This window comes from Pedobacter alluvionis (genome assembly GCF_003664035.1).
Classification (GTDB): Bacteria; Bacteroidota; Bacteroidia; order Sphingobacteriales; family Sphingobacteriaceae; genus Pedobacter; species Pedobacter alluvionis.
The window spans coordinates 80322-94077 of record NZ_RCCK01000012.1; the positions used below are offsets into that span (position 1 = coordinate 80322).

Sequence of the window (13756 nt, forward strand, 5' to 3'; positions counted from 1 at the left end):
TTTTAATTCTGTCAATGATAGCTCGTTGATGTTTTTAACAATTTATATAGCCTGTATCTTTAAAACCACGCTGGTTCTGTAAGCATTTGCTTCCGGATTAAAGCCTACTTTCATTAAAAAGTCGCCAGAGTAAACTTTGATGCTGTCAATCGGCGATTTAACGCCAGGGTATAGATTAATTTCTTCTATTTTATACCTTTTAGCTGAATCTAATCCTTTTAGTTTAATCGGTAATATCACACCGTTTGTAAACAGGGTGGCCACATAATAGTTAAAAACAATGGCCTGATCTTTTGACTCATTAACATAAGCAATTGAAGCTATTTTATTTTCGTATGGATCCTGCAGGCGGTATTGCTGGCCATGCCAGATAATATCTTTAAAGCTATTATAGGTTTTAACGGCATTCTGGCTAAAAAGTAAATCATTTTTACTTAACTCATTTACGCGTACATCATAACCGAGTTTCCCCATCATAGCCACATCTGTTTTAAATTTAATAGACTGTTTACCCATATCGGTAATGTGGTTATCTATTGCAATAGCAGGGAAATAATACGAATATTCCCACTGAATAAAAATCCGGTCGTATGGATTGGTATTATCGCTGGGCCAAAATTCGGTGAAATATTGTAGTGCAGCATAATCAACTCTCGAACCACCTCCGGCACAAAGCATCATCGGTGTTTTAGGGTATTTTTTTCTAATCCTATCCAGTACGCTGTTTAATCCCCTGATATATTCAAGATAAAAATGATCCTGGTTTTTTAACGTAGGGGAGTTGGCATTGTATATCAGAGAATTACAATCCCATTTAATGAAGGCAACTTCCGGTACTTCCTTAAAAATATCATCAACTGTTTTGTAAATAAAATCCTGAACCCTGGGGTTGGTTAAATCCAGCACCAACTGGTTGCGCATGTAATATTCTTTTCTTTCAGGCTGTCTGATTATCCAATCGGGATGGTTTTCATACAGCTCACTTTTAGGGTTTACCATTTCAGGTTCTATCCAGATGCCAAATTTTACACCGCTAGCTGTGGCTTCTTTACCCAAAGCACTGATGCCGTTCTTCAATTTTTGCCTGTTATATTGCCAATCGCCCAAACCAGCAGTAGAGCCATTACGTGGATATTTATTGCCAAACCAGCCATCATCCAATAAAAAAACATCAACACCTAATTTTTTGGTATCCTTAGTCAATTCATTTAGTTTCTCATCATTAAAATCGAAATAAGTGGTTTCCCAGTTGTTTAAGATGGTAGACCTTTCGCCTTTGCCATCTAATAGCTGATAGTTTCTGGCCCAATCGTGCAAATTCCTGCTGGCTAAGCCCTTTCCTGCCGATGAGTAAGTATAAATAAAGCGGGGGGTAACGAAATTTTCGCCAGCCTTTAAAGTATAATTCGACGAAAAATTATTGATCCCGGCGGTTACCCGGAGGTAATACTCGTCAAAAGTTTCAAAATCCAACTTAAAGTTTCCGGTCCATGCCAGCGATCCGGCAATTACTTCACCCAGGTCTTCAGTTGCAGGCTGATCTATCGAAACCATAAAAGAAGAAGAATGAAGCAGGTTTGTTCTGGTTCCCAGTTTCGAATCGATGGTTTTTATGCCATGCAGTAATTGCTGCTCTTCCGATCGCATTTCGCGGGTAGCACCGCTATATTGGTTTTTAAGGAAGAATTTTTTTCCACTCAGCGTAAGATTTGCTGAAGCATATTTGTTGAGCACTACTGTGCCTTTCTCCTGATGCCTGATTTCAGTCCACTGCTCAATTACGTTTTCATTAAAATAAGCCAGGTATTTTAAGGTCACCTGAAAATTGTATTTTAGATCTTTAAGGATGATGCTGGTCAATTTTCTGTTCTGATCCAGCTGTTCAGTTTTTACATCAAAAAATGTTAATACCGTCGATTTGTTTCCATCGTTATGGGTGACGGTTAATGCCGGCTCTAATAAATTAAGCGAGCCGGAGGCAATGTAAGCTTCACGTTTGTTTAAAAGATCATCAGAGCCAGGCTTATATTTATCTAATGCCTGTATGCCCGGGTATTCGCCCGCGTTGTCTAGTTTTTTGCCAAGGTAGGTTGATAATAAAGTGTTGTCACGATCTGTTTCTAAAATCAGTACATTGTTTTTTGTTGTGATTTCTATTGTTTTTTGCGCAAAGCCATTCAGCGCTATTGCCATTAACAGTAAAAAAAATAGGTGTTTTTTCTTTTCATTATTTATTCCGGGAAAAAGTTCAGGTCATATTTGCAGCAGCTTAAATCAGGAATGCTGATCGTAAAATGTGCCGCGTATACACCTGTTTTTATTATTCAATTTGGTGATATTAGCATTAAACTAAAATTCTACTGATGATTGACCATAAAGTTAATTAAATTGAAATTAGTGCTTTCTAGCGCCAATGAATTTGCTATTTATATCAAATTGTAATCTTTTTTTAACAAGAATAAACTTGATTTCATGAGGTTATAGTGCCAAACACTCACATTTCTAAATCTAATTGTAAAATAAAAGGGGCATTATTATTGTTGAGCGGAGATCAGTGTTGTTTTTAAAAAAATAGCGTAATTTTATCCCTATAAAAATAAACCGATTTTTCAGCTTTAAAGATTTTCAATAAAATGCATTTCCTTCATCATATCAAATTATCGCAACCCCAATAAGCTCATGAACTATAAACAATTGCAGGAAGATGTAGAAAAGCATGTTGGCGATTACTTCCATACCCATAGCGATCCACGCCTGGTTTATCATAACCTCGAACACACGGAAAAAGTAGTAAATGCTGCGCAGCAAATTGCCAATCATTACCAGTTAAACGAGCAGGATTTTTTTACGGTAACCGTTGCAGCCTGGTTTCATGATACAGGATATTTTGAAGATGCATTAAACCACGAAGCAAAAGGAGCAGTGCTGGCTGATGATTTTTTGGCAAAACATAAGGTAAACCGGGAAATCCGTGATCAGGTTAAAAGTGCAATATTGGCCACTAAAATTCCTCAGAAACCTAAAAGTGAAATTGATAAAATCCTTTGCGACGCAGATTTGTTCCATTTAGGACTGGCCGATTTTCGTGCAAAAGGTAAATTAATGCATAAGGAAAATGAACTGATCTATAAAAAAGAGATCAGTAAATCTGATTGGCGCAAAAAGGATATCCAGTTTATGGAATCGCACCATTACCATACCGACTACGCCAATCTGCTGTTAAGCGATCAGAAACAGAAAAATATCGAAAAACTGAAAAGTAAACTCACTGCACAAGAAGTAATCAATACCGAACTCGAAGAACCTAAAAGCTTTGCACCCGTTATTGTTAAAGATAAAAAAAAGAAGGATAAAGACGATAGGCCAGATAAAGGGATCGAAACCATGTTTAGGATTACCTCAGCCAATAACCAACGGCTGAGTGATATGGCCGATAATAAGGCGCACATCCTCATCACCGTAAATTCGATTATGCTTTCACTAATTGTAAGTTTATTGTTAAGGCGGTTGGAAGACCATGGCAACCTGATTATCCCAACATTTATTTTGCTATTGGTAAGTTTAACCTGCGTAGTTGTTTCCATTTTATCAACCCGGCCATCTATTCCGAAAGGAGAATTTACCCAAGAAGATATGGATAAGAAAAAGGTAAACCTGTTGTTTTTTGGTAACTTTTATAAAATGAGTTTGCCAAGTTATACCGACGGGATGATTAAGGTGATGAACGATAAAGATTTTTTATATGGAACCTTAATTACCGATGTATACTCGCAGGGTGTAGTTTTAGGCAGAAAGTATAAGCTGATCCGACTGGCCTATAATATTTTCATGTTTGGTTTAATTGCAGCAGTATTTGCATTTGTAATTGCTTACGCAGCTTACGGTAAACTTTAATGGAACAGATTGTAGAAAGCTCTTTTTTTAACAGAGATTTAAGCTGGCTAAAGTTTAACGAGCGTATTTTAATGGAAGCAGAGCGCAGTACCGTTCCGCTTTTAGAACGCATTAAATTCCTGTCGATATTTTCTTCTAACCTTGATGAGTTTTATCGCGTACGCATGCCTGTATTGCTCGCCTTAGAGAAACTGAGCAATAAGGAAGATAACGATATCAGGATTGATGAAAATTTGTTGAATACAGCCAATCAGCTCATTTCCGGTCAGCAGCAGCGTTACGGTAAGGTGCTTAAATTAGAGCTTATTCCCTTGCTCAAAGAAAATAAGATAAACTTAATTTACGGAGCGCCATTCCCCGCAGAAATTGAGAAAAGCATAACCAGGTATTTTTTAAGCCAGGTAATGGCCTTTTTGCAGCCTGTTTACCTCAATGCGGATTCCGATTTTTTTCCTTCCAATAATGAGCTGTATTTTCTGATTACACTAAAAAATAAAGAAGATGCAGAAGTAATTATTTTAAATATCCCTTCCAATCAGTTACCCCGTTTTTATAAGATCGAATCAGGTGATGAAACCTTTGTGGTGTTTCTGGATGATATTGTGCGTTTTCATTTAGACCGTATTTTTCCGCAAGGTGAAGTGACCGGATGTTATAGTTTCAAAATCACCAGAGATGCTGAAATAGACCTGAAAGATGAATATTCCGGTAGTTTATCAGAGCAGCTGGAAAAACAATTGCTAAAACGTGATTCGGGTTTGGCGACACGTTTTCTTCACCAGCCCGGCATACCGGCCAATGTATTTGAACTGCTTAAAAAACTTTTCAATTTAAAAAAAGCCAATAGGATAGAAGGCGGGCAGTACCATAACCTGAAAGATTTTATGGGTTTTCCGGTTAGTTCGTCAAAGTTATCCAACCAAAACTGGCCAAAAATCTGCAATACCGATTTAATAGATGGATCGTTAACCGAGGCTATTTACAAAAATGATATTATTGTACACACACCTTACCAGAGTTACGATAGTGTGTTGCGCTTTTTTAACGAAGCCGCTATTGATGCTGAAGTTAGGGAGATCTACGTTACGTTATATCGCGTGGCCAGCGATTCGAAAATTGTAAATGCTTTAATCAGCGCGGCAAAAAACGGCAAAAAAGTTACCGTTTTGGTTGAGCTTAAGGCTCGTTTTGATGAGGCGAATAACATCAAGTGGGCGAAAAAAATGAAGGAAGTTGGCGTTGATATTATTTACAGTGTTACCGCTTTAAAAGTTCATGCCAAGGTAGCTTTGGTGAAACGCCAGGTTGGTAACAGAATGCGTTATTCTGGTTTGTTTGCTACCGGAAATTTTAATGAAAGCACAGCTGCTTTTTATACCGATCATATTTTAATGACGGCCAATAAAGAAATGCTGCGTGAGGTAGAATTACTGTTTATTTTTCTGGCCAAAAGGGTTAAACCTACCTCTTCAGACCAGGTTAAATTTAATCACTTATTGGTGGCTCAGTTTAATTTACAGCAGGTTTTTCTCAACCTTATCGACAGGGAAATTGAACACGCCAAACAAGGTAAGCCAGCAGGTATTACCATTAAAATGAATAACCTGGAAGAAAAGGTTTTAATCAATAAACTGTACGAGGCGTCAGCAGCAGGGGTAAAGATTGAAATGATTGTGCGGAGCATTTGCCGCCTGATTCCAGGTGTAGCAGGGATGAGCGAAAACATTAAGGTTACCCGTATTGTAGATCGTTATTTAGAGCACGGACGTGTTTTTGTTTTTAACAACTTAGGTAAATATGACGTTTACCTGGGCTCTGCTGATTGGATGAACAGGAATATCTATAGAAGAATTGAAGTTTGCTTTCCGATTTATAACGAGCAGATTAAGGAGGAAATAAGAGCTATTATCGAAATCCAAAAACAAGATAACGTGCAGGCGGTTTGTATAGATGAAAACATGAATAATATTCCTGTTAAAACTGGCGGGGTTCTTGTTTCCTCTCAGCATGATATTTATGAATTATTGAAAAATAAATAAAGTGCCCTGGTCTGTGTCCTCACAGACCAAGGACATTAAATTTTTACCCTTATGAAATACAATAAAACTTTTTTGGCTTCAGGTCTTTTAGTCGCTTCAGCTTTTTTTAGCGTATCGTGTGTAAACGGTAACCGCGATGATAAACAAAATGATTCAACCAGTACAACAGCTTCAACCAGCGGGGCAGCAAAATCAGATTTTCCTTATGATCTTGCCAATCCGGTAAAATACAACATGCCACATAATCTTTTCGAAATTTCAGGCATTGTATTTCATAATGGCGATCCAAAAGAAGTATTTGCGATACAGGATGAAGATGGAGACCTCTTTCATTTAGGTTTGGGCGATAAAGAGTCAAAATTTACGAAATTTGGTGGCAAAGGCGATTATGAAGATGTAACCATCATCAAAAATTATTTCATTGTGTTAAAAAGCAATGGCGAACTGCATACTTTTCCAATTGCTGAAGTAGGCAAGCCAGAAGCCGCTAATGTAACCAAAACCAAAGATCTTGTGCCCAAAGCAGAGTATGAAGGATTGGCGGCAGATGAAAAAAACAACATGATTTACGTGCTGACTAAAGATAGCAAACCCGATTCTAAAGCAAAAGTTTCCAGTATTTATGGCTTTAAAGTTGCTGATGATGCTTCATTAACAGCAGCCGGAGAATTCAGCCTTTCGCATAAAGCGATCGAAAAAGCATCCGAAAGCTCAAAATCAAGGTTCCGTCCATCAGCATTGGCTAAAAATGCAAAAACCAACGAGTGGTATGTACTTTCGTCAGTAAACAAAATGTTGGTCATTACAGATGCTGATTTCAAGGTTAAAACAACACATCCCTTAGATCCGAAGTTATTTAACCAGCCAGAAGGCATCGCCTTTGACCGCGATAATAACCTTTATATCTCTAATGAGGGTGGGACCCTGGCCGCTGGTAATATTTTACTGTTTAAATTGAAAAAGTAAATTTGGTAGAGGTATCCTAACGCGATCGTATTATAAGTTGCGAGGAATCGTCATTCCCAACTTGATTGGGAATCACGGAGTGATCATAAATGCCTTTGAAACAAGGGAAACTTATGAATAATCGTAATGCAAGCGCTTTAAGATTCCCGCCTGCGCGAGATCCGATAGCTATCGTATGATGGCCGTACTGATAGATTTTGTCTATGGTAGGGGTATATATTTATAAAATCAATATAAATGACAGTAGAATTTAATGGTGGAGTTGCTACCTTTAAATAAATCTCCCCGAGGGATCGTCATTGCGAGAAGGCTTTTTCAGCCGACGAAGCAATCTTTATATCAAGGATCACTAGCATGATAGATTGCTTCGTCGTTCCTCCTCGCAATGACGATCTTTTTTGGAACGATGCTAATGAGAAATAAAATAAATTTTAAAATAACTACCTTTATACAAACGCTTAGTCTATGATTAAAAGATTTACCCTTTTTAACATCTTATTTTTAATCAACTTCATTGCCTTTGCGCAGGATGATGTAAAATACCGTGTAATTCTTTTTGGCGACGCAGGCGAAATGAACCCTGCCCAAATGCAGGATTTAAAAAACGCTGCAAAGCAGATCCTTCCAAAAAAAACAACCGTTGTATATCTGGGCGATAATATTTACCCAACCGGAATGGGCTTGCCGGGAAGTATAGACGAAGAGGAAACCAAAAAGATTCTGCGTTCGCAGTTCGAACCGATGCGTAATATGGGCGCTGCGGTTTATTTTATTCCCGGCAACCACGATTGGGATAAATCAGGGCCTAAAGGACTGGCCAAAATAAAAGCCCAGGGCGATTATCTCAGAGAACAGAACGATCCTTTGTTGAAACTGATTCCTGATAATGGTTGTCCCGATCCCATAGCCATTAAATTAACTGATAAACTCACCATCATAGCTTACGATAGTGAATGGTGGCTGTTTCCTTACAATAAAGCTAATCCTGATGGCGATTGCGACTGCCGTACCAAAGATGAGGTGCTGGTAAAAATGGAGCAGTTATTAGAAGAAAATAAGGATAAAGTAATTCTTCTGGCATCACACCATCCCTTTCAAAGTTATGGACCACATGGTGGTTATTTTAACTTACGGAATCACCTGTTTCCGCTAACTTCTTTAAACAAAAATCTATATATCCCTTTGCCTGGTTTAGGGTCTGTTTATCCGTTATTACGTTCTACCTTGTTGAGTCCTGAAGATTTAAACCATCCGGCTTATAAGGATATGATTAAGTCGGTTACAGGTGTATTTGGCGATTATCCGAATGTAACTTATGTGGCCGGCCATGAACATGGTTTACAGTTAATTAAAGGAAAACAATTGCAGATTATCAGTGGTTCGGGATCAAAAGTATCGCCCAATAAGGAAGGTAAAACTTCTTTGTTCCATGAAATGCAACAGGGATATGTAGTAGCCGATCAGTTGAAAAACAATGATATGCGCTACGAATATTATATTTATTCGGATACGAGCGTTAAAAAAGTTTATAGTTACGTTAAAAAGTTCGAAACCATTCCTCAAAAAACAAGAAATAGAGATAAACCAATAACTGCAGATAGCATTTTTGTGCGGGTTAAGCCAGAATATGATAGCGTAGGCCGTTTTCACCGTTATATTTTTGGCGAAAATTACCGTAAAGAATATGCCGCCAAAACGAAAGTTCCGGTACTAAGGGTTTCCCAAATGGTGGGTGGTTTAAAGGCTACACAACGTGGTGGAGGTAATCAATCGCGGTCTTTGCGCTTAGAAGATAAAAATGGTAAAGAATACGTATTGCGCAGCGTTGAAAAATACCCGGAGGTACTTTTACCTGCCGCATTGCGCGAAACTTTTGCTAAAGATATTATAAAGGATAATATGTCTGCACAGCATCCGTTTTCTGCACTCGTAGTTCCTGAACTTGCTAAAGCTGGTGGCATTGCACATAGCAATCCGATTATTGGCTGGGTTTCTCCTGATGATAATCTGGGCGAATTTGAATCGGCATTTGCCAATACTTTGTGTTTGTTCGAAGAAAGAGAACCAACCGGAGAATCAGATAGTTCGCCGAAAATGGACAAAAAACTAACCGAAGATAACGACAATAAATTAGACGGACCAGCCTGGGTAAAAGCAAGGGCATTTGATGTATTATTGGGCGATTGGGACAGACACGAAGACCAGTGGCGCTGGAAAGAAACGAAGACTAAAGATGGGTCGCTTTATTCGCCGGTGCCAAGAGATCGCGATCAGGTATTTTTCAGATCTGATGGCCTGTTGCAACGTTATACTCAATCTTCGTCATTATTACCGATGATGCAGGGCTATGAGCGTGGTATAAAAGATATCAATTGGTTTTTATGGGAGGGAAGAGAAATCAGCAGCCGCTGGACAGCCAATATTGACGAGGAGGAATTTGATAAAATTGTAAAAGATTTCTGCGCAAATTATAACGATGCGGTTTTCGAAAAAGCATTGAAAAAACTTCCTGAGCCAAGTTATTCATTACATCACGATGCCTTTTTGGCACAGATGCGTAACCGGATAGCCACTTTGCCAAAATTAATGAACCAGTATTATCATTTCTTTAACCGAATTGTAGATATTGAAGTGACCAATAAGAATGAACTGATTCAGATTACCGATGCTGAAAAAGATGGACTACGTGTAAAAATCAATAAAATTTCTAAAGAAGGTAATATTAAAGATGAGCTTTTCGATCGGAAATTTGATCCTAAAGTAACCAAAGAGATCAGGGTGTATATGCATAACGGTAACGATAGCCTGATCCTAAACAACAAAAATTCGAATATTAAACTGCGGATTATTGGTGGAAAGGGCACTAAAGTTTATGATTTTGCAAACAGTAACGGATCTGTTAAATTATACGGCAGAACCGATAAGGCAACTTATAATGGGGAAGATGTCAATAAGATCAGGAAAATTATCTCAAACGATACCGCCAACTTTAGCTATATCCCAAAAGATATGTACCGCCGGAATTCGTGGTTATTAAATGCTGGTTATAATCAGGATGATGGTCTTTTATTGGGCCTGATCTACAAACAGACCAATCCTGGTTTCAGAAAGCAACCTTATGGCAATTCGCAAACTATTTCCTTTTTGCATTCATTTTCGACTAAAGCTTTCAGGTTTAATTATAAAGGTGAGTGGTTAAAAGCTTTAGGTAAGGGCGATTTTGTTTTGAAAGCCGATGCCTTCGCACCAAACAACACACAGAATTTCTTTGGTTTTGGTAACGAAACCCATTTTGATGAACATGGCGATGATATCAGGTACTACCGTGCACGTTTTAACCTGTATCAGGTAGATGCTGCCATTCGCTGGCGCCGCCCTAAATCTACATTTAGCGTTGGTCCTGCATTTCAGTATTACAAACTTAACCAGGAAGATAATGCAGGCAGGTTTATTGAAAATGCTTCTCAGCTGCACTCATCAGATAGTTTAACCGTACGCAATGAAAAAATGTTTGCCGGAGCATTTGTGAATTTCACCAACAATACCCGCGATAATGACCTCTTGCCAACACTGGGCAGTTTTGTAGATTTTAAACTATTGGGCTACAAGGGCGTAAATAAATATTCTAATTCTATAGCCCAGCTTACCGGTAGCATTGCCTTATATAAAAATTTAGATGGCAGAAAAAACTTCATTTTGGCCGATCGTTTCGGCGGCGGTGTAACCATTGGTAAACCCGCATTTTACCAGGCTTTATTTTTAGGTGGACAAGGGAATCTGTTAGGTTACCGTCAGTTCAGATTTGCCGGCGAACATATATTTTACAACAACCTGGAGCTCAGGGCAAAGCTTGGCGATTTGGTAAGTTACGTTTTACCCGGACAAGTAGGCTTGCTTGGTTTTTACGATGTTGGCAGGGTCTGGAAACGTGACGAAACCTCAACAATATGGCACCATGGTGTTGGCGGAGGGGTTTATTTTGCTCCGGCATCACTCACAGTTGTGCGATTAGTGATGGGACACTCCAGTGATGGCTGGTATCCGTACGTGTCATTGAATTTTAGGTACTAAATTTGTGTAACATCAATATGGATGTTTTATCTAAGTATTACGTTCAGCAGACTAACATTGTATAGGGTAGTAGCTATCTTTGCAATTGATTAGTAACACATTAGATAATTATAATTTTTACCATATAGCAGAACTTATACAATGAATACCAATGTAATACAGATACATAAAAACGAATGTATACATTGCCAGGTAGAATCATCTCTGTCTTTCCGCCCCCTTGTGGAATACCTAAAGGGCAGGTTGAAAACAGAAAAATCGGTAAAATCTGAATTTTACAGGTTTTTACTTCAAAAAATTGAAAAAGACGATGTGCTTCTTGGCAACATCAGTGCAGAAGAATTATCCAAATATAAAGATACTTTAGAATTGATTTTTACCATTCTAACGCCTTTAATGGATAACGAAGACGATTTGTTTTGGGCTTTAAGTACGCCGATTCCGGATCAGATTTTTTTTAGCACCAATGCATTTTATAAATTTTTTAAGGATCACGATCCTAAAAATAAGGTAACGAAAGATAACGAGCCGGTTGAGAAAAAACAGCTTAAGTTTATCTACAACGTAATTTTAGGCCGTTTTTATAATTTTACCCCGGTACTGAAAAACGAAATCATTTATGCCCATATTAATCCCGAAACTAAGCTTACGCAATACTACAATATCCAGACGGATACCAAGTTTGTAGAAATTATGCATAAGGGTGATTTGCCTGAGCTGAATTTTGAAGCGCTGGGTAAACATTTTCAGGAAGAAACAGAATTAGAATTCCTGGTAGAAAATCTGCCTTTGAATAATTTTCATTTCGAAGGCTTTAGCATCATTTCCATTACTGATGTTACTTTACAACACTCCATTGAAGGTATCCGCAGTGCATTGGCTGATCATAACTACCAAACCGAAGCTTATACTCATGTAATCCATGCGTTAAAAACACTTAGTGGTAACAGCAAGCTGGAATTTGGCTTAATGCCTTTTTTAACGGTTAACAATAAGCTCGTATTCGATAACCAGGAGTTTTCGCAAAGCAAACTCATCAATTCGGCAAAAGCATCCAATTTAGAAGAAGAAGTTTTTTATTCGCTGGTTGACAAATACAAGGAAAACCCGAGGGCTATTTTCGTGAGCGCCATTAACGACGATCAGATAGAGAAAGATCCTTTTTTAAAGGTTTTAAAAGCTGAGGGTGTTTGTTCTTATTCTGTGCTGCCTATTTACTATAATAAAGAACTGGCAGGCGTACTGGAGGTATATTCTACTGATGAGGTAGTAGTTGATGATAAATTGTTATCCAGGTTACGTCCGGCCATGCCTTTAATCGGTCAGCTTTTCCAATACAGCATTGAAGAGTTTAATGCCAAAATGGACGAAATTTTAATGGATAAATTTACGGCCTTGCAACCTTCCGTTCAATGGAAATTTAACGAAGCTGTTTGGCATTTCCTTCAGCAGAATAATGGTTATCACAAGTTAAAAGAGATTGAGACCGTTACCTTTAAACATTTATATCCGCTTTTTGGTGCTATCGATATCCGCAACTCCACCATCGAGCGTAACAAAGCGCTTAAAGATGATATGGGAGTGCAGTTAAATGCTTTAATTGATACTTTAAAACTTATCCGTAAACATGTTTCTTTAGAGCTGATTGATAAGCTGGTTTTTAATTGTAAAGACTGGATTAAAAGAATTGGCGATTTTGCTTCATCAAACGAAGAAAGCCAGCTAAACGAATTTTTGGAAGTTGAGGTTTATCCTTTTTTATCTATTATTAAAGGAAACCATCCTGAAACAGCAGCCGTAATCGATAAATATTTCGAAGTGGTAGTGCCGGAAACCGGAGCCGCATTCGAAAACCGCAGGCAGCTGGAAGTTTCTATGCAGCTGATCAATACTGAAGTAAGCCAGTACCTGGAAAAATCGCAATCAAAGCTGCAGGCTTCTTATCCTTGTTATTTTGCCAAATTTAGAACAGATGGGGTAGAGTACGATATTTATATTGGTCAGGACATTGCACCCGAAAAACCGTTCGATTTACTTTACCTGAAAAATATCCGCTTGTGGCAGCTTACATCCATGGTCGATATTGCCCGTTTATCAAATAGTTTAATTGCCGAAATGCCACGCGCACTGGAAACTACGCAATTAATTTTTATCCACTCAAATGCTATTGACATTAGTTTCAGGAACGATGAACGCCGTTTTGATGTAGAAGGAGCCTACAATATCCGTTACGAGGTAGTTAAAAAACGGATTGATAAAGTACTGATAAAAGGAACTACAGAACGTTTAACGCAGCCGCATAAAATTTCTATGGTTTACTTTAATCCTGAAGAAGCCAAAGAGTATATAGAATATATCAAATACATGCAGGTTCAAGGTTATTTAAACGACGATTTAGAGCAATTGGAATTGGATGAACTTCAGGGCGTATCAGGCTTAAAAGCTTTAAGGGTAGGTATAAAGTATCTGGAAAATAAAGTAACAACCAGAACAGATGCCGCTAAGAAGCTTAAACCTAAAGAAATTAAATCTATTGAGAAGGAAATTGCAAAAGTGCTGCAGCACTAAATTCTTCATAAATCCGCTGGCATAATACCAGCGGATTTTTTGTTTTAACCCTTGTGTAAATCGATAGCGTTCAATAAAAAGAGTCCTATTTTTCTTCGCCTTAAAAGCTAATGCAATACGGACTTGTTACTGAAGCCATAACCTATGGTAATGATTGGTGTGCACTCCATCACCCATCTTGCATTTTCCATGACAACAAACAAGGCCTGCCGATTCCG

Annotated in this window: 6 protein-coding genes; 5 read left to right on the forward strand and 1 reads right to left on the reverse strand. The window is 38.2% G+C overall.

The window, feature by feature from the left end; genetic code table 11:
- Positions 1 to 42: 42 nt before the first annotated feature.
- Positions 43 to 2193 carry an alpha-galactosidase gene (locus tag BCL90_RS14260; RefSeq protein WP_121284682.1) on the reverse strand — a complete coding sequence of 717 codons (2151 nt, stop codon included), beginning with the start codon at positions 2191 to 2193 and terminating at the stop codon, positions 43 to 45.
- Positions 2194 to 2679: 486 nt separating this feature from the next.
- On the opposite strand from BCL90_RS14260, the gene BCL90_RS14265 reads away from it, so the two are divergent.
- From BCL90_RS14265 to BCL90_RS14285, 5 genes are all read left to right on the forward strand, one after another.
- Positions 2680 to 3894 (forward strand): Pycsar system effector family protein, encoded by a 1215-nt coding sequence (locus BCL90_RS14265; RefSeq protein WP_121284683.1) that lies wholly within the window; start codon positions 2680 to 2682, stop codon positions 3892 to 3894.
- Positions 3894 to 5933, forward strand: a complete 2040-nt coding sequence (gene ppk1 / locus BCL90_RS14270) for a polyphosphate kinase 1 (RefSeq protein WP_166792209.1) — start codon at positions 3894 to 3896, stop codon at positions 5931 to 5933. Before BCL90_RS14265 ends, ppk1 begins: the two co-directional genes overlap by 1 nt.
- 51 nt (positions 5934 to 5984) lie before the next feature.
- A complete protein-coding gene (locus BCL90_RS14275) occupies positions 5985 to 6899 on the forward strand; it encodes an SdiA-regulated domain-containing protein (RefSeq protein WP_121284684.1) in 915 nt (304 codons plus the stop codon).
- 465 nt (positions 6900 to 7364) lie between these two features.
- The gene (locus BCL90_RS14280) at positions 7365 to 10970 is read left to right on the forward strand and encodes a BamA/TamA family outer membrane protein (protein WP_121284685.1); all 3606 of its coding nucleotides are present in this window, start codon (positions 7365 to 7367) and stop codon (positions 10968 to 10970) included.
- Between the two features lie 141 nt (positions 10971 to 11111).
- A complete protein-coding gene (locus BCL90_RS14285) occupies positions 11112 to 13538 on the forward strand; it encodes a GAF domain-containing protein (protein ID WP_121284686.1) in 2427 nt (808 codons plus the stop codon).
- Positions 13539 to 13756: the final 218 nt, after the last annotated feature.